Genomic DNA, 23739 nt, shown 5'->3' with positions numbered 1-23739 from the left:
GCCGTAGTGTTTGATAGCCGTAGTGTTTGATAGCCGTAGCCTTTGATAGCTGTACCGTTTGATGGCTGTACCGTTTGTCAGGTTTCATCCTGAGAATCCATGGGGTTCTCTGAACTATAGAGTAATCCTGCCTCCAAAATGGATCAATCGCTTCTCTCTTAGGTTATCTTGAATGCTACTCGCTGACCGCCACTCTAATTCTGGTCTTTCTGTGACTGAGATTGCCCATTCCCTATCCAGCCGCAATCGACAGGTGTATGCGCGTCTTCGGATGACGTTGGGGTTACGCTTGCGTCGTCAGCTTCTGATAGCCGTTTGCGATGATATGGCATTGCGCGATCGCACGGCAGCCCTCCTAGAGCAGGAATCCCGCCATGCAGGGAGTCAGTTTTTATGTATTCCCACCCATTCGGACTCTTCTGAATTGGCTGCGACTAGTCAATTGGCGATTTCCGTAGAGCCAATCTCTTTTGTGAGCTTAAACCTCAAAACCGCCCACCCCGACTTACGCGGTCAAATCGCTCAATGGTTACAGCATCAGCCAACTCGGCCGATCCATCCTGTCTTCCAAATTCTGGGCATTGAAAAATTGACGCGCCAACCCGCCCACATCCAGCGCGCGTTTTTAAACCATCTGCGGGCCTTTGGTCGTGGCTATGGCGAAACGCCTTGGAGCCTAGTGGTCTGGGTTTCTCGGCCCTGGATTCGATCGATTCAACAATCTGCCCCCGAATTTTGGCGCTGGCATACGGGGATTTTTGAATTTGAAGGGGATCCATTCCCCCAACTGGCTGAAACAGGTTCCGCAGTTGATACGGTTGCGCCACCGCCCCCCGCCACCTTCGCGACCCATTCCCCCCGCCTAGGAACCCCGGCAGTCCCGTCACAGACCTCGCTCACCTGCGCAGAAAACGATTTAGCGGATTACGTGCTTGCTGCCGTTGTGCAAAGCTCTGACATGAGTGCTGCCATCGCCAGGGAAGAAATAGGTTCGGACAATGGGCTGGGAGAACCGACAACGGATTACTTAACAGCTCCCTCGGGCGAGACCGAGACCGAAACGGAGGTCAGTTCCCAGGAAGAACTCCCCCTACAGCCCAACTGTTGGATCCAGCAAATCGAATATTTGCGTCACCAACAGCCGTTGAGGCATTCCGATCTAGCCGCTGCCTATCGCCATTTGGGGGATTGGTATCGCGATCGAGCCGACCAAGATCCGTCCCTAGATCACTTCACCTTGGGCATTCAAGCCTACGCCCAAGCCCTTGAACATTTGTCTGAGGATCCCCAGACCAGTTCAGAAGTGCTGAATGATCAAGCCAACCTATATTGGTTACTGAGCCGCTTGAGTTCTGCCTCAGTCTCACCGGAGGAACCCCTAGTTCAAGCAATTGCAACCTATGAATCCGCGATCGCCTTAATTAACCCGGTAGACACCCCCTTGCACTACGCCATGGTGCAAAATAACCTCGGTGCAGCCTATGGAGACTTAGCACAATACCGAGATCCCGCTGCAAATCTCCAGCGATCGATTTATGCCTATATAGCTGCCATTCAGCATCGTACTGCGGACCAGGATCCCCAACGCTATGCTGCCATTCAAAATAATTTAGGCACTACTTACTGGAGCTTGGCCCAGTGTCAACAGCCCATTGCGAACCTTCAGCAGGCAATTGCAGCTTACAGTGCTGCTTTACCTTTTTATGATCCAGAACAACAGCCATTGCCCTATGCCATGATTCAGAACAATCTCGGGACGGCTTACTGGAATTTGTCGCAATGTGAAAACCTTAATTCAACGATCGAGCAAACTTCCCAAAATTTGCTCCAGTTAGCGATTTCTGCCTATCGGGTTGCCCTGCTCTATCGGACACCGGATGTAGTTCCTACAGGCTATGCAGCTACACAAAACAATTTGGGAACGGCCTACTGGCATCTAGCCAACGATCCGACCACCCATCCCGATCATGTAATGACCTATCTCCAAGACGCGATCGTGGCTTATTTAGCTGCTCTGGATACCGTTGAAAGCCTAAATCAATCCGGCGGCACCAGCCTCAATTTTGATCCTTGGGCAACCCATCACAACCTCGCATCGGCTTATCACCAAGCAGTAACCCAATACCGTGCACCTTTGGAAACGGCAACGCGATCGGAATATTTAGCTGCCGCACTCCATCACCACCTCCAGGCATGGAGCGGCTGGCGAAGCAACGCAGACCTCCAAGAGGCCGCACTGGACGGTATTGTACAAGTCGTTCGCACCTATCACGAACAACTGGGCTTACCTGGGCAAAACATAGCAATATCTAAACTACCTGCGACCTTACTGCCTCAGGTGATGCAACAAATTTAAATTGCAAAATAAATACTAGGGCGCTTGAAATACTAGGGCGCTTGAAGCCTGAGTCTTTTGAGCCTAGGTGGTTTGAATATTGCGGCATAATCGGCCCAATAACTGGGCCTGATTACGGCCTCTAGCACTTTAGGTTAGTGAGTATGGAAGGGTAGTGAGTATGGCAGTGAGATGCTGGCTGGAAGCGGGATGGTAGAAGTGGGTTGCTCCAATCCACTGGGGGCTCACTTGCTAATTACTCCTTCTCAAGCTACTCATTCTCAAGCTCAGGAACCCCTAAAACGGGACAAGGGAACGTTTTACCTAATTGGCGAATGAGCGGTGCTTTTGTAGATTGACACCCCACAATTAGTAGCGTTGCTTCTTCGTCAGTTACGACATGACGGAGTTCTTGAGCCACTTGACCAAAGCGAAGATGGGTCTTCAGGGAGCCGCGCCACTCATCTGCAAGACATCGAGCTTGCCAAAGGATATGGTCGGCTTGCTCAAATTGATGGATGCGATCGGTGGGGGCTTCGAGGACAGCAACATTACTGCGGCGCTGGCTGGAAGATGAGTCTCCCCCCAATGTACTCAAAACCGCTTCAGAAGTACGCAGGCCCTGACCACGCCTAGCATCAACACGACTGATGGTTCGCCAGTCGGACGCTGAAGTGAAAGGAGTCGTCAGTGTATCTTCAACCACATAGACAACTTGCACCGTTACCAACTGACTAGTTGCTAAGCGCGTTTGGTGGGCAATCCACAGGGTCAGATCAAGCGCAGCCTGACTTTTAGGTGAATTGGAATAACCAACCACGAGGTTGATATCCTTGCCTTCAACGCTAGATCGGCGATCGGATGACAGCAAAATCATTTGCTCTACATCCGTTTGCGTCAGAGTGCCTTGAAGGCGAGCGAGCATCGATAAAATATTCACAGCTTAAACCTCTCCGAAATTTTCAGACTGATGAGAGGTGGGTCGAAAGATGAGTCCTGAGTACTCCTCCCTTGGCCGACGGAGTTAGCTGACGGGCTAAGACGGGAAGGTGTCTCTTCCAAGCAGCTTGGAATTAGCCCCAAGGATAAATGGTTCCTCCGTTCCGAATCGTGATGCGATGGGGTCTCCATGCGGAAAAACGATTCAAATTAGGCTACCCACAATTGCACACTAGCTTTAGTTGCTAGTTTCGACAATCTCTACAAAAAATGCGACAGCTCTCTAGAGTTCCTGGTAGTCAAATCAATCCAAATCAATCCGATGATTCAGTCAAGCAGCTAAATTGATACCAACTCAAACAATTTTAACCAACAATCCTAAATCACGCATTCAGTGGCCTGTGACGCAATTTAAGACATCCACTCCGAAACACACCGATAATATCTGACACTTTAGTGCAGACTAGGTTTTTAAATCTGCTAACTGAACAACAAAAATAAATCGTACTTACAGAGAATAACCGTTAACTATCGTTGATCAGTATAACTTAAGTTCGAATTAACGTTTGAATTCACACTTCTTTGCAACTGTAGTTTACAATTATTCATCTATTTGGAGAGAGGTTTGGATTACAGGATAGGGCTGGGTGATATCGAGAGGTATGGCATCCTATGGCTGTTGGAATTGACAAAAAAACTGCAAAGGTGCACTTAGACACAGTTGCAGTCTAAATAGAAATCTTGTTACCCTCTTCAAACTTATCAAACTTAAAATGTTGGGTCAGATAGGGTTTTGAGAGACACGCCCACCATTTTGGCTCTCCGTTCGTAGCGCTTGACCTTGTCTAAAAGTTCCAAATAGGCGAGGGGGAGTGTCAGTGGCCAAAATAGCGTCGCAATGGTCAGAACAGCCCAGGATAATTTTCTCTCAGTTTTGGACATGTTCTGATCCTGCATAAAGAAGCCTAACCATTTCAGAAATAGGATTGGCATGACCAGGAAGTAGCAAGTGAGTATCGCAAAGGCCAACATTTCCATGGATACAGTCTCCTGAAGTGCGGATGAATAACAACTGAGTGGTAGAGGCAACCTTAACTAAAGCAAATAGAGTTGCTATGTTAGGTTTTCCTGGCAATAAACCATCATCATCCTGAGTGCTCTGGAGATAACCTCTCCTTGGCATTATTGTGCTGAGGGTTAACCCATAACGACCTCGGATGAATACGGAATTTTGCTAGCTATAGGTTGTGTAGCTTCCGAAAATTCACAGAGTGGTATACCTGGAAAAGTAATCGCTCTCAGCCTAAGGCTTGCTAAATGAGTTCTTCGTTTTCCCTGTGCCACTTCATCAACTAGACCAAAATTCAACCTCAACGGCACTTATTTTTGTTCGAGTAAGAACTGATCGACTAGATACCGAGAAATTAGGTTGATGTTTATTTTGGCATCCTCCTTATTGTATAAAACTTACTGTTTGATTTTTTAAAAGTAAAGTGAATCATCGGCCTTGGAAGAGGAGCCAAACTCCCCCACAAGCGGTCAGCGCTCCTAAAATGGCCCGGAGGGAGAGACGATCGCCCAAAAATAGCGCAAACGGTAGGATAAAGAGAGGACTGGTGCTATTGAGTGCTTGCGCAATGCCTGCGGCGGTGTGTTTAAAGGCAACTTGTTGGAGCCAGATCCCAATATAGGTACTGAAAAAGGCTGTGATGGCGATCGTTGCAAAGATGCGCCGGGGATGGAGCGGTTTAGTGATTTCCCGAGCCTGTCGCTGGATCAGGATCCACCCAAATAAAACGATCGTGCCACCCCCTAAACGGAGCAAGGTGCTCCACAGCGGGTCAACAGAGCTATTTAACAGTGCAGCGCGGGAGAGTACAGCCCCGATCGCCTGTCCAACGGCTGCCAGGATGGCCATAATCACCCCACGGCGATACCGAAGGTTGCGCGTTTCCTCCGGTTGGCTGCGTTCTAGGGTGACCCAGACAACCCCGCCTAATGTGAGAGCAATTCCCAGCCATGCAGCAAGGGACAGGGCTTCCTGCAAAAATTGCCAGGATAAAAGCGCAGTTAGCCCTGGAGAGAGACTGGTAATCAGTAAACTACGGCGGGGGCCAATACAGTTCAGGGCTGCAAAATAGGCGGTATCTCCTAAACCAATGCCCATGGCTCCACTGAAGATCAGCAAAGTCATGGCTTGGGGCGGTAGAGTGTGGCCCAGGATTAGTTGAGGCAACAGCGTCAAAATGAGCATCCCCAAGGCTAGCCAGCCTTTCGTAAAGTTGAGGATCAAGGGAGAAAACTGTTGTCCCAGGGTGGTATAGACGATCGCGGCGATCGACCAAATTAGCGCCGAGCCTAAAGCAGCTAACTCCCCCCGAAATTCCAGCAAAATAGCCGCCATAAGCGTACCCAGAATGTTACGACAAACCCATTGTCCAGGGTGACCCAAGGATGCAAGCCCAGACTGGACAAATTACTGTTCAATTGACCTATCGCTAGCACTCTCGCAGAAGCGCCATGGTTTGAGTAGGAGAGACCAACGTATTGGCGCAGAGGATGCCCGATGCAGCGACGGCAGGGACACCAATTCCGGGCATGGTACTGTCGCCGACACAGTACAGCCCCTGGATCGGTGTGTGACAACTGGGGAATTGACCTACACCCGCTGCGATCGCAGGGCCATAGGTTCCCTGATATCGTCGCAGGTAGCGGGCATGGGTTAATGGGGTGCCAATCAGTTCAAGAACCACCCGCGATCGCAGGTCAGGAATCACCCGTTCCAGTGCACGATACAGGGTTTCCGCTTTGTGCCGTTTTTGGGTTACATAATCTGCGGTTTGCTGCCAAGGCGGGTAGGATTCCAGCGTATAGGCATGGATCCCGTGGTGTCCCGGTGGTGCAAGGGTCGGATCCCAGATGGAAGGAATGGAGATCATACAGGTATTGCCGGGAACGGTAATATCTTGTCGATCATCATGAACGACCACGTGGTGACCTGTTAGCTCCTCTAAGCCATCTGCCCGAATCCCGAGGTGCAAGTGCATAAAACTCGCGATCGCCGGGGTTCGCAAAATGGGTTGCCGCAAACGATCGGGTAAACGATCGGGCGGTAATAGCTGACCAAAGGTGTCCCAACGGGTGGCGTTGGAAATGACAGTGGCCGCTTGGATGCGTTCCCCATTGCGTAGTTGAACCCCTTGCACCTGGCGATTCTGCACAAGAATTTTTTCCACGTGGGCATTCAGGCGTAATTGGCCACCATGCTTGGTTAAACCGCGGACTAATGCGTTCACGATCGCTTGGCTGCCCCCACGGGATAATCGATCGGCCATTGTCCCCGTTCGCCAAACATAAACGCCATTTCTGGAGCAACCGTACCGTGGGCTTTTAAGCCAGATAACAGAAAGCATTCCAAATCCACTAGACGCCGTACCCAGGGATCTTGCACCGTTTGATCCAGGATTTGTCCTGCGGACAAGCCAAGCAGTGGCAATCGATGCAGGAGTTGTAGACAGCCCTTGGGATACTGGGTGAACAAGGTGGGAAATAGTTGCCAGTCCGATCGCAGGGCTAGGGTTGGAATGTTCCGGAGTCCATCATAGAGTTTGAGTAATTGCTGCTGAAATCGATCGAGTTCCTGTGCGCCCTGAGGCGTAATTTGAGCAATTTCCGATCGATAACGCTCCCAACTGCCGTAAATTGGCACCGTCATTTCCGGAAAATGATAATGTCCTAATGGATCATAGGGGGTAGTTGGAATCGCTTCTCCCAAGCGATTCAGCACTTGCTGAAGCGGATTGAGAGAGGCAGGCTCCCCTAATCCACAGTAGAATGAGGGGCCTGAATCAAAGTGAAACCCCTGTCGAGAGAAGCTATGGGCAGCTCCACCGGGCGTACTATGGCTCTCACAGACGACGACACGCTTGCCGTAACGTGCCAAGAGGGCTGCTGCTACCAACCCCCCAATCCCACTACCAATCACGAGAACATCGGTTTGCATCATTATTTTGGGGGCGATCGAGGTCAATTTCAGAAATTCCGTTAATTCAGTTACTTGTTAACAGATATTTCTTGCCAATTATTGGTTACTGTTTTAGTAGTTTTAGTGATTGGTTTTTTGTATCGTCAGGGGTGGTTGTCAGAACCACACCCTTGCATCTCACATTCCCTCCTCACACGCGCTGTCTTCGCTCGACAGCGTTCCCTTGTACAACGGCCTCACCATCGCTAATAATTTCCTGCTCGTCCACGAGTACCAAGATTTTATTAGCCTGAGTGATCTTACCTATCGCGTTATGGAGTATGCTACACAAAGCTTTTGGGAGCCTTGGTCAAACAAGTGTTAGATCATCGATCGCAACGTATCGATAAGTCTAAGTATTTTGATCCTTGGCTGCTAGCTGCCGTGCCCATCTCCTCGGAGCAGTTGGGTTAAGCGCAAGCCTTAACCAGCTAAGTTTTCCCTTCGCTATAGGTTTCTGCTCACTATGGTTTGACAGGGCCGCTTGTGCATGGTTTCTCTCTATAAGAACCCTTGATGCTTATAAAACTATGAGGAAGGGACTGCTGCAAAAGCCGTTTGTACTGTTTGGTGACGTTGTTGACAAAATCGTCTTTACCCATGTGGTAGTGATTGGTTTGCCAACGGTCTTTTACTACTGGGTTTTGAAAAATGAAGGCAACCTGCAAGCCCTCCATTGGGTTATGCCAGTGTTGTATTTGCTGACCTCTGGGGTGGTGATTGGTGAAGCGATCGCAACCGCCGTGGCCTATTCTGCAAAGCTTCCGAGAAGGAAGCCGAAACTAGGCATTATTCAGCAGATTCTAAGATTTCGTCGGCGAAGGCCAGAGGGCGTATTACCCACTCCTGTCAACCTACAGGAAATGCCACGCTGTTCTTTAGTGGTTGTTGCCTATTTGCCGAATGAGCAACACATTATTCTAGATACGCTGAAATATATTTTGGCGACTTTGCATCGTCCTGGCGGTGGCTTGGAGTTGGTTTTGGCCTACAACACGCCAACTCGCTTGCCCGTGGAAGATGAATTGGAGCGTCTTGCAGATCAGTATCCTGAATTGCGCCTTGTGTCTGTCGAAGGCAGTCGATCGAAGGCGGAGAATTTGAACGCTGTGATCAAAACCTTGAAGGGCGAGATTACAGGAATTTTGGATGCCGATCATCGTCCGGAACCCGACTGCCTAGAGCGTGCTTGGGGCTGGTTGCAGAGTGGTGAATATTCTGTGGTTCAAGGCCGCAATGTCATCCGCAACTACGGCAGCAATTTTCTGACCCAGATGATTGCAGTCGAGTTTGAGTGCATGTATGGGGTCAGCCATCCTGCTAAATCACTGCTGGTGGATACGGGGATGTTCTGTGGATCCAACGGGTATTGGCGAACTTCGGTTCTGCGCCGGACTAAGTTTCAGCCGGAAATGATGACCGAGGATATTGATGCCACCTTGCGAACCTTGCTTCGTGGTCATCAGCTGGTTCACGATCCAAGGATTATCACGACTGAGTTGGCTCCGGTGGATTTGCGATCGTTTTGGTTCCAACGCAAACGATGGGCCCAGGGTTGGCTAGAAGTTGCCTTGCGCTATCAAATGCCGTTGCTGCGATCGAATAAGTTGGACGGTTGGCAGAAAGCCTACTGGACCATGCTCTTGATTTACAGTGCGGCGTTTCATTTTGTGGCTCTCCAAATTTTTCCCCTTTTGCTGGGATTTTCCTTGGCCGAGACCGAAGCCCCCCCGATTTCCGATGTCTTTTTCTGGTCAACCACGCTGTTGACCTTAATGAGTGGCCCATTCCAAACTTTGACAGCTTGGCATCTGCGATCGCGATCGAGTCGGCAATCGGTTGTGGCTTACATCGCCTACTGTCTCTTTATTCCGGCCTACTGCGTGTTTAAAAATATGATTGCCATCATTGCTATCTATGACCACCTGGTTGGCAATACGGAATGGGTGGTGACTAAGCGCGGCCTACGGGAGGCATTGCCTGCAACTATGCAGTCCCTATCCTATGCGGGTAAGGTAAGCGATCGGGCTAGCTAATCCTGTCCAGTTCTTGCCGGGTCAGCTACTACCGCATTAGTTGTGACTAGAACCGTTCAGTTATTAGAAGCAAAAACTTGGAAAGGGAGGAAATGTCTGTACAACATTTCCTCCCTTTTTTGTTTCGGAGATTGGGTGTGTTTCGGAGATTGGGTTGCCGGTTTTAAGCTAAATGGGCAAACGATCGATATCCTTATTTGCCCCAATGACAACAATGGCGGTTCCCTTCCGAAGGGGGGTCGTCGGGTCGGGATTGACCACAAATTTCTTATCTTTGCTAAAAGCAACTAGGTTGACTCCGTAGCGCGATCGCAGTTGTAGTTCGGCGATCGTTTTACCATCAAATTCTTCCGGCGTAATTACTTCCACGATACTGCTGTCTGGATCCAGCTCAAAGCGTTCCAAAATGCCAGGTTTAGTTAACGATCGCGCCAGGGAGCAGCCGGCATCATGTTCGGGAAAGATCACATGATCAGCCCCCACTTTTTTCAGCAGGGTCACATGAATTTCTGAGGACGCCTTGGCCACAACATGGGTCACTCCCCCCTCTTTGACATTCAGGGTGGTAATAATGCTTTCCTGGATGTAGTTGCCAATGGCAACAATCACCGTATCCTGCTCAAAAATACCGGCTTCAGCAAGGGCACTGGGCTGGGTGGAATCGATGGCGCGGGCATGGGCAACAATGCGATCGTTCAGCGCTTGGGACACTCGGCCTTCATCGGAGTCGATCGCCAGAACATCATAGCCCTGGCTATGGAGGGTACTACAGACAGCACGGCCAAACCGACCGAGGCCAATCACAGCGAACTGACGATTTTTGCGATCGAAGCGGAGGGTATTAAAAAAACCAAGAGAAGAAAGATCCACAGGTGAGCCTCAAAAGAATCTAGGGATGGGTAAATGTAGGATCAATGAAACAGAAAAATCTCGATCGAGCCAAACGACGTTGCAGGGATTCCAGATTGTAGGGATTCCAAGTGGTGGGGATGTCAGCAATGGGTAGGGATTCCAAATGGTGGGGATTCCAGAAATAATTCAATATGCAGAGGCAACATCAAAATTAGCCCAGAAATTAGCATAATTGCCCAAAAAACGGGTCAATTCCTAGCCCACTATAAATTCTTAGCCCACTATTCCTAGCCCACTATAAAATTCCTAGCCCACTAACAAATTTTCCTCAGGGTACTTCACGAAACTGGGTTTGGGATCTCCCAAAATTGCACTCATCAGAAGTAGAACCCCGACACGACCGATGTACATCGTGGGAATCAGGATCAGTTGACCCAGCAGCGTTAAGTTAGCCGTTCCCACGGCGGACAACCCCACAGTGCCGAAGGCAGACATCGCTTCAAAAAAGAGATGCATAAAGGGTTGCTGAGGGTCGGTGAGAGTCAGCAATGTTGTAGAGAGGGCCACAGTCAGAGCGGAGCCAAGGGCAACAGCCACGGCCTTGAGAATCAGCGCGATCGGGATCTGGCGTTGGAAGCACAGGACTTCCTCTTTGCCCTTCAAAACCGTTGTGGTACAACTGACCAGAATGCGAAAGGTTGTCGTTTTAATGCCTCCCCCGGTTCCCCCAGGATTGGCTCCAATAAACATCAAAATGATGGTGATGAATAGTCCCGTCGCCGTCATTTTGCCAATGTCGATCGTGTTAAATCCCGCTGTACGAGGGGTAACCGACTGGAACCAAGCTGCCAGCACTTTATCCCAGAGCGGTAAGGGCGCAAGGGTCTGGCTGTTGGTGAGTTCCGTGAGTAAAAAGGCGATCGTGCCAATCCCAAGAAGGGCGATTGTAGTGCTAATTGCAATTTTGAAGTTCAAAGAAAAAACCGTTCTACGGGATTCTCCTTTAGTGCGATTGCGGAGCCAAAAGAAGGCTTCCATAATCACCTGATAGCCAATCCCACCGAAAATGATCAGACCGGAAATCGCAAGACTGATGGGAACGGAACGGACATAGCCCATCAAGTTATCGGCAAACAGCCCAAAACCCGCATTATTAAATGCACTGACACTATGAAATAGGGCCAGCCAGAGTGACTTGAGGGGGGTCAAGCCTCCCTGCTGAATAAAGGTTGGCCACATGGCCGGATTGGGGGGTAACTGGCTGGGATCCGAAAAGGTGGGCAGCATCAATAGCGTCCCTGCCACCTCAAAGACTAAGGTAGTGGCAATGATGGATTTAATTAACGCTGGCAAACCTGAGAGTCCGGCGACATCCAGGGACTGTTGAATCGCAATTTTGTCTCGCAGTCCTAAACGCTTGCGCAGGAGTAGCAGTAAGACCGTTGTGGCGGTCATATACCCAAGGCCGCCGATTTGAGCTAAGAGCGCCAGGATAATTTGACCAAAAATCGTGAAATATTTCCCCACATCTACAACGGATAACCCCGTTACACAGACAGCAGACGTCGATGTGAATAACCCAATGTGAAATGCCTTGAGCCAACCTTCTGGGTATCCGCCTGCCAAGGAAAATGGCATGGCTAACAAAAGGGCTCCGATAAAAATTACCGCTAAAAAGCCTAAGCAAACGGTTCTAGCAACAGTCATCAGTGCACGATCGCGAAAGCGTTCTCCATTTGAGATTACGGCAAACGGGCGTCAGGAATTGTGCAGAGTCTCGATCTCGGCCACAACGGATACCAACGAACGAGCAGCCAATCGCCAATCTTGCGGTTCTTAACGATTGCAGCCTAACCCCGCCAGTCTAATCAAGATACCTCTTTCATCCGATGAACACCCATCGCCCTGCTGGATGAACTCGTGCTGAACAGACTGCATCCTCGTTGATTGACGACGGCCCCGTGAATCTTGATCAATTCTTAAGTTAACTATAGATTGACTTCAATAATTCATCTTGAGGTGGGGCAGTCATGCGATCGACTAACAATTAGGGTTCCCCCTGTGGTGGGAACTCACAACGATTTTCGCCTAGGAGCAAGCCACGACTGAACGGAAAAATGTTTAGAAATTTTTAAGATAAATATTTAGTTTTGTAAACTCTGCCCTTGATTTTCTAATCCACTCAACCGACTGTGCAATTAAGTTCCAGTGGTATGATCGCCGGAGGATAGTAGATAAAAGGGCGAAAATTATATGGCACAGGTGCCTGTTTCTCCTGTGGTGCTGATCATCTTAGATGGCTGGGGGCATCGCGAAGCCTTGGACGGTAACGCAGTCGCCGCAGCAAAAACCCCGGTCATGGACAGTCTTACGAAGGTCTATCCACATACACTCATTCGGACTTCTGGGAAAGATGTGGGCTTGCCTGATGGGCAAATGGGAAACTCAGAGGTAGGCCATCTTAACATTGGTGCAGGCCGTGTTGTTCCCCAGGAACTTGTCAGAATTTCTGATGCGGTTGAAACGGGTGCCCACCTCCGCAATGCTGCACTGGTTAAAGTTTGTGAAGCGGTTCAAGCGAGCCAAGGCAAGTTGCATTTTGTCGGTCTTTGCTCTGAAGGGGGAGTCCATTCCCATTTAGATCACCTGTTGGGTCTCTTGGATTTGGCCAAAGCTCAAGGCATCTCTGAGGTGTGTATCCACGCCATTACCGATGGCCGGGATACGCTGCCAACGGATGGTATTGCTTCGATCAATCGCTTGCAGTCCTACATCGATGAATGTGGTATTGGCAAAATTGTCACGATCAGTGGACGCTACTATGCCATGGATCGCGATCGGCGCTGGGATCGAGTGCAGTTGGCCTACGATGTGATGACCCAGGCCAGTGAAGTTGATGGCCGATCGGCCTCGGAAATTCTGAAAGCGGCCTATGCCAACGGCAAAACCGATGAGTTTATCCTGCCAACCCGAGTTGCCCCCGGCACCGTCGATCCGGGTGATGGCGTGATTTTCTTCAATTACCGCCCCGATCGAGCCCGCCAGTTGACCCAAGCTTTCGTGGATCCGAAGTTTAACGGGTTTGAGCGGGAATTGATTCAGCCGCTGACCTTTGCCACGATGACACAGTACGACGGCTCCTTGCCTGTTCTAGTGGCCTTTGAACCCATGAGTATGACCAATATTCTGGGCGAAGTCATTGCCAAACAAGGTCTGAAGCAGTTCCGTACTGCAGAAACTGAGAAGTACGCCCACGTCACCTATTTCTTTAACGGTGGCTTAGAGCAACCCTTCACTGGGGAAGATCGGGAATTGGTGCCGAGTCCCATGGTGCCGACCTACGATATGGCTCCTACGATGTCCGCCGATGCGGTGACCCAAACGGCCATTCAGGCGATCGCAAAGCGAATCTATTCGCTGATTGTGATCAATTATGCAAACCCCGATATGGTGGGGCATACGGGCCAAATGGAACCGACGGTAAAAGCCCTAGAAACAGTGGATCACTACCTGGGGCACCTGCTGTCAGCGGTCAATGGGGCAGGAGGCACTGCAATCATCACTGCTGACCACGGGAATGCGGAAATGATGTGGGATGAAGAGGGCAATCCTTGGACGGCCCATACTAGTAACCTGGTGCCCTTTATTTTGGTGGAAGGGGAAGGTCTGAAGATTCCTGGCCATGGAACCGATGTGTCCCTACGATCGGATGGTCGCTTGTCTGACATTGCACCGACCATTTTAGAAATCCTCAAGCTACCCCAGCCGGAGGAAATGACCGGTCGATCGATGATTCAGTCCGCTGACTTTGATGTGCGTGCCAATCGAACCCCGGTTAAAATTAGCCGTTAGTAGCGGTTAGTAGTCGCTTTAGTTTCTGTTTCATTTTTTCAGCGTTATCTCCATGAACCTTATCAATGTCATCAAAGTCCTTTGGATGTTCTCCGCCGTTGGACTGTCTGTTTTAGTGCTGCTTCACAGCCCCAAGGGCGATGGGCTAGGCGGACTTGGGGGACAGGCTCAACTGTTCACCAGTACCAAGAGTGCTGAAGTGACCCTGAATCGGGTGACTTGGACGCTATTCGTTATGTTTATGGGGTTGACGATCGTGCTGAGCGCGGGGTGGCTCAAAGCATAAATGGCTCGGCAACGAGAAGCGCTGAAACCACAGACCTTTTGGACTCAAAAAAATTGGCCTAGAAAAGTCCTACGGCTAAAACGATCGTGGTTGATTGTCACTACGATCGTTTTGTTGTGTGTTGCAATGGTCGGGTCTCCGGGATCTCACTCGATCGCGACGCCTGCATTGACTCCTAAATCGTTACCGGAATTACAAATTCACCCATTACCCCCTGCCTTGGCTCAGTGGGAAGATCGATCGGGGGATTATTTTGATCAAGTGCAGGCGTTACCTGTGGGGGCTCTAATTTGGTCTAGATTTCCCGTGCAAGTTTATGTGGAGTCCGCCCAATCAAAGGCTGAACAGGTTTGGCAAGACCAGGTTGACCAAGCCATTCGCGACTGGACGGCCTATCTACCGCTGGCGTTGACGGACGATCGAACCCAGGCAGATATTCAAATTCAACGGTCTAGCTTGCCGCTGAAATGGACCCCGGGAACCCGTGAGATTCCTCGGGTACGCATGGCGGAAACCCGCTACGAGCTGTACTGGCAGCAACCGGAGTCTAGCCAATCTTCCTCTAGCCAAGTGATTAATCAACCGAAGCTGCGCCATCGCTGCACGATCGCCCTTCGATCGGGCCAGCCCAAGGAGACGTTACTCGCCGCTGCCCGCCATGAATTGGGTCATGCATTGGGGATTTGGGGGCATAGTCCCCAGGAAACGGATGTGCTGTATTTCTCCCAGGTCAAGCAGCCACCCAAAATTTCCCCGCGTGACATCAACACCCTCAAGCGTGTTTATGAACAGCCGACTCGTTTGGGGTGGGCGGCCCCGTTACCCAAAGGCTGATGACTTCTGTGTAAGGGGGGCGGGATCCAGGAACAGTGGAATGAAGGATTAGTGAGGGATTACCGCTGGGTTAAGGCTTGAACCTGTTGAATTTGTTCTGGACTGAAACCAGCCTCTTGTAGGTCGATCGCGCGATTTTCCGGATTCTCTAGCCCTGGGTTTAAGGCCATGGCTTTACGGTAATGTTGCTTGGCTTGGTTAGAATCGGTGGCCGCCAGGGCGATCGCCAGGGCAAGCCAGGTGTGGGGATTGTCCGGTTCCAAGCGGGTGGCTACTTCGCCATGGGCGATCGCCCGATCGAAGGCTTGTAAACGAGTCAAGGCCAAACTGAGATTGTAATGAGCAACTTCATTTTTGGGATTCAGCATCGTCGCCCAAAGATGGGATCCCACGGAACTATGGACATTGCCGGATACCAAATCCACAATTCCCAGCGCATTCCACGCATTGACCGCAAAGGGATTTTTAGTCGTCACCTGGGAGAGCACCTGGGCAGCCCGCTCGCGATCGCCTGCCTTATACACCGTCCAGCCCAGCAGCAGTTGATTGTCTAAATTCTGGGGCTCCAGTTGTATCGCTTGCTCAAAGGCTCCGATCGCACCGCCGTAGTCTCCTTGGGCGCGTAGGGCTAACCCCCGCTGCCGCAATTCACTCGCCGAATTCGCGATCGCAGGAAACACCCAAGCCGAGAGCGCGATGGTTAATAAAACAAAGCTGCCCCACAGGTAAAATTCCCCTTTCATCCCTGGCCCCCAAAGCGATTGATGCTTGAACTAACGATTGAACCAATACCTGACCTGGTGCTTAAACTAAGACTTGAAAAATCGAGCTTGGGCGAGCTGCGCGCCCCACCAGATAGCCTCCTTCATACTAGTGGCATCAGCAATTCCCTGGCCTGCAATATCAAAGGCCGTTCCATGGTCGGGGGAAGTGCGCACAAAGGGCAGCCCGATCGTGGTGTTAACGGCCCGATCGAAGGCCATCAGCTTCACCGGAATCAAGCCCTGATCGTGGTACAGCGCCAAGTAACCGTCGTGGGCCTTGACCGTTGCTTGAGGATTGAACCAAGCCTGTCCCGGTTTGACCCACATCGTATCCGGGGGGAGCAGCCCCTCTAAGGTTGCTTGGGGAAATTTTTGTTGCGCTTGGGTGAACCATGCGTTCAACCGATCGACCTCTTCCCGGCCAAGTTGCCCCTGTTCGCCACTGTGGGGATTCAGTCCCGCGATCGCGATTCTGGGTTGAGAGAGCCCGAAATCCTGGTGCAGACACTGAATTAGTAAAGCCAGCTTGTGATCCAACAGCTCTGGGGTGAGGGCATTGGGAACTTCAGCTAAGGGAATATGGGTTGTGGCCAGTAAGGCCCGGAGGATCCAACCTGTATGGGGCGATCGACCGACGAACGCCATGGCAAATTGTGCAACCTCGGCCCGTTCCGCCAGCAACTCCGTCTGCCCCGGATAGCAATGCCCCGCCGCTTTCCACGCGGATTTGGCAATGGGAGCCGTCACCACGCCGTCAAATTGCCCTGCCAGGGTTGCGGAGATCGCGGCGTCTAAATACCGAAAACTAGCTGCTCCACTGGCGGCATTGCCCAGGCCCATTTCAATCTGGGTGAGTGTCGTGGGATCGATCGGCACTTCCCAGTCATTCAAATCCGCCCAATCGGGTAATGCCACGCCCTGGTGCTGTAATCGCTGATAGGTGGCTTCGAGAATCGATCGAGATCCCGCGATCGTTACTTCTGCCACCGCTGCGATTTCAGGATCCGCTAAAGCTTTGAGGACAACTTCAGGGCCGATTCCTGCCGGATCCCCTAGACTGATGACTAACCTTGGTCGCCGAATTTCCCCTGGCCCCATACCGAATTCCCCATTGCGTAGTCCCAACTGGTCTAAAATACTTCATGCAGGCTTGGTTTATCTAAGCCACTCTCCTAGTTTTGGGAGAACTTGTAGGTCTTGGGAGAACATGCAATGGGCGAACTATTTAATACTGCGTTTTTGGCATTTTCATTGATTCTGGTTGGGCTAGCAGTGGGTTTTGCCCTGCTGAAATTACAAGGCGGCGAAGAATAAATTCAATTCATCCTCAATCTCAAGGGGCAAGGGCGATCGGCGGTAGAAACTTTCTTTGAAATTTCTGCTCTGGAGCCGTTGCCCTTTTTTGTATCCCCTGAGATTTTGTATCCCCTCAGACAGCTCCCAGGATTTCTGATAGAATTTGACGAAAAGTTAACATTTTGTCACGAACCCTCCATGAGCATTTTAGTTATCGGTGCTACGGGCACTCTCGGAAGACAGGTGACTCGCCGTGCCCTGGATGAAGGGTACTCAGTTCGCTGTATGGTTCGGAGCTTTAAGCGAGCCGCTTTTCTGAAAGAGTGGGGGGCAGAGTTGGTCTATGGCAATCTTTGCGAACCGGACACCCTACCCGCAGCCCTGGAGGGAGTGACTGCTGTCATTGATGCATCGACTGCACGCGCCACTGATTCTCTGAGCATCAAACAGGTGGATTGGGACGGCAAAGTCAACTTGATCCAAGCCATGCAGAAGTCGGACTGCGATCGGTTAATCTTCTTCTCCATCTTGGATTGCGAGAAGTACCCCGATGTGCCGTTGATGCAAATTAAAACCTGCACGGAAAAATTTATTCAGGAATCTGGGCTGAACTATACAATTCTGCGGCCCTGTGGCTTCATGCAAGGGCTGATCGGCCAGTACGCGATTCCCATCTTGGAAAATCAAGCGGTCTGGGTGGTGGGTGAAACCTCTCCCTTGGCGTTCATGGATACGATCGACATTGCGAAGTTCGCAGTCCAGGCGTTGAAAGTCCCAGAAACGGAAGGTCAATCCTTCCCAGTGGTGGGGCCACGGGCGTGGGACGGCTACGAAATTATTAAGCTGTGTGAACGACTTTCGGGGAAGGACGCCAAGGTCACCAAGGTGCCGATTCAAGTTCTGCGGGCAGCCCGACAAATGACCAAATTCTTCCAGTGGAGTTGGAACATTTCCGATCGCCTCGCGTTTACAGAAGTTGTCGCGACTGGCCAAGCCCTGACCACTTCCATGGAAGCAGTCTATAAGGTCTTTGGTCTCGATCCCCAAGAGATGTCCACCTTGGAAGAGTACATGCAAGAGTACTTCAGCCGTATTCTCAAGAAGTTGAAGGAAGTGGAGTACGCCCAAGAGCAGGCCAAAAAGAAAAAAGCCAACAAAAAAAACTACCCTCGGTTTTAACCACTTGAAAAAGTAACGGAACTTAAAACTTGAGGCTGCCAAATTAGTCAAAAATGGATGATTACTGTCTAGGGTCATCCTTTCGGTTGGCCTCTTTCGTTCATTTAGCCTTTCATGCGGGTATCCCTGTGCCGAAAGCTGGCATTATCTATAACGACCAAAAGCCAACAGCCTGCCAAGCCGCAGATATGCTTCAGGCTAAGCTCACCCAAGCGGGTTGGACAGTGGTGACGGCCACAGGTGAAGGTGGCATTTTAGGGTATTCCGATCCCAGTGCTCCCGTTTGTCATACCCCGATCGATCGCCTAGTGCCGCCGGGGTTTGACAAAGCCGTGGAATTTGCAGTGGTGTTGGGGGGAGATGGAACCGTTCTGTCAGCGTTTCGCCAGGTTGCACCCTGTGGAATTCCCCTATTAGCAGTGAATACGGGGCATTTGGGCTTTTTGACGGAGGTGTTGGCGACAGACTTAGATACCGCGATCGCAGAGGTTTTAGGTAATCGCTACCATGTCGAAGAACGTACCATGCTGCGAATTCAGGTCTATCGTCAGAATAGCCTGATGTGGGAAGCCCTCTGTTTGAATGAAATGGTGATCCACCGAGAGCCGCTCACTAGCATGTGCCACTTTGAAGTACAAATTGGCAGCAATAGTCGCGTTGATATTCCCGCTGATGGGATCATTTTATCGACACCAACGGGCTCCACGGCCTATTCCCTATCTGCTGGCGGCCCAGTGATTACGCCGGGGATTCCGGTCATGTGTATGATTCCCATTTGCCCGCACTCCTTGGCTTCCCGTGCCTTAGTGTTTAGTAACACCGAGCCAGTGACGATTTTTCCGGCGACGCCCAATCGCTTGGTGCTGGTAGCCGATGGCAACGCTGGCTGTTACGTGATGCCTGAGGATCGAGTTTGTATTCAAAAATCCCATTACCCAGCGCGATTTGTCCGGCTGCAAAATCCAGAATTTTTTAATTTATTACGAGACAAATTAGGTTGGGGGTTAGCCCATGTCGCAAAGCCCTTCAATGCCGATCAGTCCTCTGGGCGGTAAGTCCTGGTGGGAGGGGAAGGAAACCTACACAAATTAGGCAGACTGCGTACAATAGGAAAAAATTGAGTTCATTTATTCAATGCAATTTTTTCTAATGCAGCTTTTTCACCAGCCCAGCAACCGTTGAGTTGTGAGGTTCCGCGATCGTGCTTTCTTGGGCTCTGAAAATTGCTTTAACAGAGCATCCTTTTAGTGATGTGTTGTTTAGTCATGCAGTATTTAATCATGCGATCTTAGTGATTTCTTCCAGTTCCTCTGTGACCTCAGAGGCCCTCCCTTAGGACAAGCCCTATGAGTAGTACTCTTCTGGATTCTTCCCCCCGCGTCCTGATCGTGGAACCCGATGAACTCTTGGCCCACAGTGTAAGGGTTGATTTGCAGGAGTCTGGCTATGATGCTCGCGTGGTGAATGATTCCCACGCTGCACTGCGAGCGACCCTAGATGCTCAACCTGCCCTTGTGATTGTCGATCGCATGTTAACGGGAGATTCGGGTCTGGATTTCTGTCGATCGTTACGTCAGCAGGGGCTGCGAATGCCTGTCTTGTTGCTGATGAATAAAGATACTGTGGACGATCGAGTTGCCTGTCTTGAGTCTGGAGCTGATGATTATTTTTTGAAGCCCTACCGCAGTGACGACTTTTTGCGACTGGTCAAACATTACCTGCGCACGGACGTTCCCCAGCAGGAGGTGTTGCGGTTTAGTAACCTGATGTTGGATTTAGGGACACGGCAGGCTTTTCGGAATGGTCGCATCATTGATCTCACCATGAAGGAATTCGATCTCTTGAAATTCCTCATGGAAAACTCCCGTGAAGTCCTGACTCGTGAGCAAATCCTAGAAAATGTCTGGGGCTACGATTTTGTGGGAGAGTCCAATGTTATTGAAGTCTATATCCGTTACCTCCGGCTCAAAATTGAAGATGAGGGCGAAAAGCGACTCATTCAAACCGTTCGGGGTGTGGGATATGTTTTGCGGGAAGTTTAGTCTCCGCTCAGCCAGGATGAATCTACGCTCAACCACGATCGGTCTGAGCTGTTTGGGCTTGAGCATGGTTCTCCTAGGCTGTGCTCCCTCGTCTACAGTCAATGTGCCCATTGCCTCTGCGGCCCCCGTTGCTGCATCCGCCAAGGTGGGGCAATATCTGCCAGTCTCCGCCCAAGCCAAAATTGCCGATCAAATCATTCGGCTAGAGGTGGCGTCAACCCCTCAACAACAGGCCATGGGACTGATGTATCGTCCAGCACTCAGCGACGACCAAGGGATGCTGTTTCCCTTTTCGCCCGCTAGAACCGTGAATTTCTGGATGAAGAACGTCCCTGTTCCCTTAGATATGGTGTTTTTGTATCAGGGCAAAGTGGTTGCGATCGCGGATCAAGTGCCCCCCTGTGAGACAGATGCATCGACTTGCCCCACCTATGGTCCTAACGATTTGGTTGACCAAGTGATTGAACTACGGGCAGGCCGCGCCCAAACGCTCAACCTACAAGTGGGAGATCGGATCACAGTCACCTTTTTACAACCACAAGGCTAAATATTTGGCATCTGTTTGGCATTTGTTAGGAAGAATGTCCTAGAGCTGGGGGCCTGGAGCCAGGAAGCCCAATCCGGTCAGGGCAATTATAAAAAAAATAGCTATTCTAGATCTAGTTTGCAGAGGCCATGTTATACTCTCTCCTCAATCCGGATAAATTGTAATTAATTTAACGGTTGTGTGTTGTCCTATTGAGTCTTCGGTTCTCTGCGACCTAAAGCTCTGAGCGTTTTTCCTGATTTTCTTCACACTCAGTTGTTTGTCAGCATTGTTTGTCCGCCTTTTCAAATATCCGCTCCTATTTGAAACTTGATTTAAATCAACAAAGTAGAACAAGCCAAAGTAGAACATATGTGCTACTATTGCTGCAACCATTAGAACTCAACGCTTTTGCAAAAATATTTTGTAAAAGTTCCGGGAAATGCTGCTCATTTCGTGAGTTTGACTAAACCGATTCAGGTTCCTACAAATTCAGGGCGATCGGCGGCCAAATCGAATACTGTCCTGTATCACCTGTGCGTTTCGAGCGTTCTTTGTCAACAATATCTCTTGCGAGAGTCGGAGCCTGATTAGCTTGGACTTTCGTTTATATCAAATGAATTTCTAATAACACTCCGGGGGTGATCTCAAACAATGTCTCCATCAACCTATCCCGATTTGATTCAATTTTTAAAGGAAGACTTGTCGGTCTCTGCCTCGTCGATCGACTTTGCCTTGAAGCAACGCAAGGGCGACTATGACCCATTGCCGATGATTTTGTGGCAATACGGTTTAATCACGCTGGAGCAGTTAGATCGCATTTACGACTGGTTAGAAGCGGCTGCCTAAGACGAGGGTCTGGCTCTGCATCCACCTAAGTTTCTGCATCCACCTAAGTTTTGGCCATCGTTGTGCTGATTTTGTAGCCTAGGCAGCCGATCGGCCAAGTTTACAAGGGCAGGGGTTAATTAACTCTTTAGCTATCAGCCATTTCGCCAGAGTTCCGTTTAAACTGAGAAAAGTTCAACCTCTACTTCAACACCAAGCGGGGAGGTCATGAGCGCGTTTTTGGAATGATCATTGGCAGTAGTGGTGAAGTGGATGAGTGACCTAGAACACTGCTATCAACTTTTGGGCATCAAGCCGAGCGCGACCCTGGCAGAAATTAATCGAGCCTATAAAGATTTGGCCTTAGTTTGGCATCCCGATCGGCTCCCTAAGGATAATCAGCGCCTTCTGCAAATGGCAGAAGAGAAAATTAAGGAATTGAACCACGCTCGCGATATTTTGCGAGAACAGGCTAAAAGCGGTCGATCGGGAGCTGCGTCATCGGGGCAACATCATTCTGGATCGGCGACCTCCCACCAGGCCCATCGTTCTGAAGGGCAAGCTCGTCCGAATCACCAGTCCTATACGGGCTATCAGTCCTATTACTACTACCAAAGCGGCAAATCCAGTCAAGGCCAATCCCATCACCACAGCTCAGGTAGTCATGGCGGTCATGGCACAGGGGCACAACACCATGGGCATCACGCTAACGGCTATGGCGCAAATGGTCACGGAGCTAATGGTCATGGCGCAAATGGTCACGGAGCTAATGGTCACGGAGCTAATGGTCACGGAACAGGATCGGCTGGAGGCCAGGGGCGACAGTCGGGTCAAGAGGCAAATAACAGCGCTACGAGAGCTCAGGACTATTATGCACAGTCCCGTTACCGGGCTGAGTATCACCGATCGACTCAATCCCAAGCTGGCACTAACCAGTCGCATCAACGCCCTGCGTCTGATCCACGTCAGTCTGAAGCCAAGTCTTCCGAGGCACGATCGGTCGATCCGACGCCAAAGCCCCCCCATGCCTATACGCCACCGGGAAATACAGCCCGTGCCTATGGTTCTCCTCGGGACTACCGCAGTCCCCAAACCCCCTATAAAACCCATGGGCCTGATCTATCCGGTGTTGATCTGCGGGGAAGAGATTTGCGGGAAAAAGATTTGTCCAACCGTAATTTAGCTCGTGCGAATCTGAGTCAAGCCAATCTAAGTGATGCCTTTTTGCATCGGGTGAATTTAGAGGGGGCCAGTCTTCAGAATGCCAATCTCTTTCGAGCCAATCTCTTGGAAGCCAATTTGAGAAATGCTGATCTGCGGGGAGCCAACCTCATTGGAGCGGATTTGAGTGGATCCGATCTGCGAGGGGCGAATTTAGAAGGGGCGAAGGTAGGCTTTGACGATCGGGTCATGGTGAAGATGACCGGAGCCCTCTTGCAAGGAGCCACCATGCCCCACGGTAAAGTTTACGAAGGGTAACAAGTTTACAAAGAGCAACAAGTTTACAAAGCGTAATATTCCTTCCTCCTTTAATTCATTATCCTTGGGCTGAAGTGCTTGCTAGAGTGGGCTCCAGGATATTTTGTGGCAATTACAGAAGCACTAATTTATTAAGAAATATGTTGCTAGCTTGGGCGAATTACGATCGCTCTTCTTCAGAAGCAACGCCCTAGATAGGGGTGAAAGACTTGCTGGCGGCGGATTGGGTGCGGTTTGAAACAAATTAAGAAAACTTTCTTAACAGTCTTTACATTCCTTAATTAATCCGCTACTATATGAAGTGTGGTTAACACCACATATACATACTTGATTTCCGCAATCATTACAGAACCATGACAACAGTACTACAGCGTCGCGAAAGCGCGAATCTGTGGGAGCAATTCTGCAACTGGGTGACCAGCACCAACAACCGGATTTATGTCGGTTGGTTCGGCGTCCTGATGATC

Annotated in this window: 19 protein-coding genes, 2 pseudogenes and 1 riboswitch; of the genes and pseudogenes, 13 read left to right on the top strand and 8 right to left on the bottom strand. The window is 50.3% G+C overall.

Annotation, left to right across the window (positions count from 1 at the left end):
• Positions 1 to 172: 172 nt before the first annotated feature.
• Positions 173 to 2356, top strand: coding sequence for a hypothetical protein (locus tag H6G21_RS18050; protein ID WP_190574801.1), 2184 nt, complete (start codon positions 173 to 175; stop codon positions 2354 to 2356).
• Between the two features lie 250 nt (positions 2357 to 2606).
• Here the strand turns inward: H6G21_RS18050 and H6G21_RS18045 are convergent, their stop codons facing one another.
• From H6G21_RS18045 to H6G21_RS26295, 4 genes and pseudogenes are all read right to left on the bottom strand, one after another.
• Positions 2607 to 3260, bottom strand: a complete 654-nt coding sequence (locus H6G21_RS18045; protein WP_190574800.1) for a universal stress protein — start codon at positions 3258 to 3260, stop codon at positions 2607 to 2609.
• 76 nt (positions 3261 to 3336) lie between these two features.
• Positions 3337 to 3466, bottom strand: a riboswitch (cyclic di-AMP (ydaO/yuaA leader).
• A gap of 576 nt (positions 3467 to 4042) precedes the next feature.
• The gene (locus H6G21_RS18040; RefSeq protein ID WP_190574799.1) at positions 4043 to 4312 is read right to left on the bottom strand and encodes a hypothetical protein; all 270 of its coding nucleotides are present in this window, start codon (positions 4310 to 4312) and stop codon (positions 4043 to 4045) included.
• Between the two features lie 460 nt (positions 4313 to 4772).
• Positions 4773 to 5678, bottom strand: a complete 906-nt coding sequence (locus tag H6G21_RS18035) for a DMT family transporter (protein ID WP_190574798.1) — start codon at positions 5676 to 5678, stop codon at positions 4773 to 4775.
• 94 nt (positions 5679 to 5772) lie between these two features.
• Positions 5773 to 7280, bottom strand: a pseudogene (locus H6G21_RS26295) (NAD(P)/FAD-dependent oxidoreductase).
• Positions 7281 to 7828: 548 nt separating this feature from the next.
• Here H6G21_RS26295 and H6G21_RS18025 point away from each other — a divergent pair.
• Positions 7829 to 9334 carry a glycosyltransferase family 2 protein gene (locus H6G21_RS18025; RefSeq protein WP_190574797.1) on the top strand — a complete coding sequence of 502 codons (1506 nt, stop codon included), beginning with the start codon at positions 7829 to 7831 and terminating at the stop codon, positions 9332 to 9334.
• A 168-nt stretch (positions 9335 to 9502) separates the two neighbouring features.
• Here the strand turns inward: H6G21_RS18025 and H6G21_RS18020 are convergent, their stop codons facing one another.
• Both H6G21_RS18020 and H6G21_RS18015 read right to left on the bottom strand, forming a co-directional pair.
• Entirely contained in the window at positions 9503 to 10204 is a 702-nt protein-coding gene (locus tag H6G21_RS18020; protein ID WP_190574796.1) for an NAD-binding protein, read from the bottom strand.
• Positions 10205 to 10492: 288 nt separating this feature from the next.
• Complete coding sequence (locus H6G21_RS18015) at positions 10493 to 11893, bottom strand: potassium transporter TrkG (RefSeq protein ID WP_190574795.1); 1401 nt, start codon at positions 11891 to 11893, stop codon at positions 10493 to 10495.
• Between the two features lie 546 nt (positions 11894 to 12439).
• On the opposite strand from H6G21_RS18015, the gene gpmI reads away from it, so the two are divergent.
• From gpmI to H6G21_RS18000, 3 genes are read left to right on the top strand one after another with little or no spacing between them, the layout of a single operon-like run.
• Complete coding sequence (gpmI, locus tag H6G21_RS18010) at positions 12440 to 14038, top strand: 2,3-bisphosphoglycerate-independent phosphoglycerate mutase (protein WP_190574794.1); 1599 nt, start codon at positions 12440 to 12442, stop codon at positions 14036 to 14038.
• A gap of 52 nt (positions 14039 to 14090) precedes the next feature.
• Complete coding sequence (gene secG, locus H6G21_RS18005; RefSeq protein ID WP_190574793.1) at positions 14091 to 14324, top strand: preprotein translocase subunit SecG; 234 nt, start codon at positions 14091 to 14093, stop codon at positions 14322 to 14324.
• Positions 14325 to 15158 (top strand): peptidase, encoded by an 834-nt coding sequence (locus H6G21_RS18000; protein ID WP_199307297.1) that lies wholly within the window; start codon positions 14325 to 14327, stop codon positions 15156 to 15158.
• Between the two features lie 59 nt (positions 15159 to 15217).
• Here the strand turns inward: H6G21_RS18000 and H6G21_RS17995 are convergent, their stop codons facing one another.
• Complete coding sequence (locus tag H6G21_RS17995) at positions 15218 to 15901, bottom strand: tetratricopeptide repeat protein (protein WP_190574792.1); 684 nt, start codon at positions 15899 to 15901, stop codon at positions 15218 to 15220.
• A gap of 66 nt (positions 15902 to 15967) precedes the next feature.
• The gene (gene pdxA / locus H6G21_RS17990) at positions 15968 to 17020 is read right to left on the bottom strand and encodes a 4-hydroxythreonine-4-phosphate dehydrogenase PdxA (protein ID WP_190574791.1); all 1053 of its coding nucleotides are present in this window, start codon (positions 17018 to 17020) and stop codon (positions 15968 to 15970) included.
• A 114-nt stretch (positions 17021 to 17134) separates the two neighbouring features.
• Between pdxA and H6G21_RS17985 the strand changes: the two genes are divergently transcribed.
• The 8 genes and pseudogenes from H6G21_RS17985 to H6G21_RS17950 all read left to right on the top strand — a co-directional run.
• The gene (locus tag H6G21_RS17985; RefSeq protein ID WP_190574790.1) at positions 17135 to 17236 is read left to right on the top strand and encodes a PetM family cytochrome b6-f complex subunit 7; all 102 of its coding nucleotides are present in this window, start codon (positions 17135 to 17137) and stop codon (positions 17234 to 17236) included.
• A 180-nt stretch (positions 17237 to 17416) separates the two neighbouring features.
• On the top strand, positions 17417 to 18397 hold the full coding sequence (locus H6G21_RS17980) for an SDR family oxidoreductase (protein ID WP_190574789.1): 981 nt from the start codon (positions 17417 to 17419) through the stop codon (positions 18395 to 18397).
• A gap of 128 nt (positions 18398 to 18525) precedes the next feature.
• Positions 18526 to 19452 (top strand): NAD(+) kinase, encoded by a 927-nt coding sequence (locus tag H6G21_RS17975; RefSeq protein ID WP_190574876.1) that lies wholly within the window; start codon positions 18526 to 18528, stop codon positions 19450 to 19452.
• Positions 19453 to 19743: 291 nt separating this feature from the next.
• The gene (nblR, locus tag H6G21_RS17970) at positions 19744 to 20439 is read left to right on the top strand and encodes a response regulator transcription factor NblR (protein ID WP_190574788.1); all 696 of its coding nucleotides are present in this window, start codon (positions 19744 to 19746) and stop codon (positions 20437 to 20439) included.
• Positions 20440 to 20455: 16 nt separating this feature from the next.
• Positions 20456 to 20986 carry a DUF192 domain-containing protein gene (locus H6G21_RS17965; protein ID WP_190574787.1) on the top strand — a complete coding sequence of 177 codons (531 nt, stop codon included), beginning with the start codon at positions 20456 to 20458 and terminating at the stop codon, positions 20984 to 20986.
• A 633-nt stretch (positions 20987 to 21619) separates the two neighbouring features.
• A complete protein-coding gene (locus H6G21_RS17960; protein ID WP_190574786.1) occupies positions 21620 to 21814 on the top strand; it encodes a DUF2949 domain-containing protein in 195 nt (64 codons plus the stop codon).
• Positions 21815 to 22066: 252 nt separating this feature from the next.
• Positions 22067 to 23272 (top strand): pentapeptide repeat-containing protein, encoded by a 1206-nt coding sequence (locus tag H6G21_RS17955; RefSeq protein ID WP_242041910.1) that lies wholly within the window; start codon positions 22067 to 22069, stop codon positions 23270 to 23272.
• Between the two features lie 353 nt (positions 23273 to 23625).
• Positions 23626 to 23739 (top strand): annotated as a pseudogene (locus H6G21_RS17950) (photosystem II q(b) protein); the annotation flags it as partial.

It is taken from the genome of Alkalinema sp. FACHB-956, from assembly GCF_014697025.1.
GTDB lineage: Bacteria > Cyanobacteriota > Cyanobacteriia > Leptolyngbyales > Leptolyngbyaceae > Alkalinema.
The sequence above is the reverse complement of the archived record's forward strand: the minus strand, read 5'-3'. Positions and strand labels throughout refer to the sequence as shown.

Excerpts from the sequence above, each read along its gene's own strand:
- H6G21_RS18050 (WP_190574801.1), top strand. The coding sequence starts at position 173 with ATGCTACTCGCTGACCGCCACTCTAATTCTGGTCTTTCTGTGACTGAG.
- H6G21_RS18045 (WP_190574800.1), bottom strand. The coding sequence starts at position 3,260 with ATGCTCGCTCGCCTTCAAGGCACTCTGACGCAAACGGATGTAGAGCAA.
- H6G21_RS18040 (WP_190574799.1), bottom strand. The coding sequence starts at position 4,312 with ATGGAAATGTTGGCCTTTGCGATACTCACTTGCTACTTCCTGGTCATG.
- H6G21_RS18035 (WP_190574798.1), bottom strand. The coding sequence starts at position 5,678 with ATGGCGGCTATTTTGCTGGAATTTCGGGGGGAGTTAGCTGCTTTAGGC.
- H6G21_RS18025 (WP_190574797.1), top strand. The coding sequence starts at position 7,829 with ATGAGGAAGGGACTGCTGCAAAAGCCGTTTGTACTGTTTGGTGACGTT.
- H6G21_RS18015 (WP_190574795.1), bottom strand. The coding sequence starts at position 11,893 with ATGACTGTTGCTAGAACCGTTTGCTTAGGCTTTTTAGCGGTAATTTTT.
- gpmI (WP_190574794.1), top strand. The coding sequence starts at position 12,440 with ATGGCACAGGTGCCTGTTTCTCCTGTGGTGCTGATCATCTTAGATGGC.
- secG (WP_190574793.1), top strand. The coding sequence starts at position 14,091 with ATGAACCTTATCAATGTCATCAAAGTCCTTTGGATGTTCTCCGCCGTT.
- H6G21_RS18000 (WP_199307297.1), top strand. The coding sequence starts at position 14,325 with ATGGCTCGGCAACGAGAAGCGCTGAAACCACAGACCTTTTGGACTCAA.
- H6G21_RS17995 (WP_190574792.1), bottom strand. The coding sequence starts at position 15,901 with ATGAAAGGGGAATTTTACCTGTGGGGCAGCTTTGTTTTATTAACCATC.
- pdxA (WP_190574791.1), bottom strand. The coding sequence starts at position 17,020 with ATGGGGCCAGGGGAAATTCGGCGACCAAGGTTAGTCATCAGTCTAGGG.
- H6G21_RS17985 (WP_190574790.1), top strand. The coding sequence starts at position 17,135 with ATGGGCGAACTATTTAATACTGCGTTTTTGGCATTTTCATTGATTCTG.
- H6G21_RS17980 (WP_190574789.1), top strand. The coding sequence starts at position 17,417 with ATGAGCATTTTAGTTATCGGTGCTACGGGCACTCTCGGAAGACAGGTG.
- nblR (WP_190574788.1), top strand. The coding sequence starts at position 19,744 with ATGAGTAGTACTCTTCTGGATTCTTCCCCCCGCGTCCTGATCGTGGAA.
- H6G21_RS17965 (WP_190574787.1), top strand. The coding sequence starts at position 20,456 with ATGAATCTACGCTCAACCACGATCGGTCTGAGCTGTTTGGGCTTGAGC.
- H6G21_RS17960 (WP_190574786.1), top strand. The coding sequence starts at position 21,620 with ATGTCTCCATCAACCTATCCCGATTTGATTCAATTTTTAAAGGAAGAC.
- H6G21_RS17955 (WP_242041910.1), top strand. The coding sequence starts at position 22,067 with ATGAGTGACCTAGAACACTGCTATCAACTTTTGGGCATCAAGCCGAGC.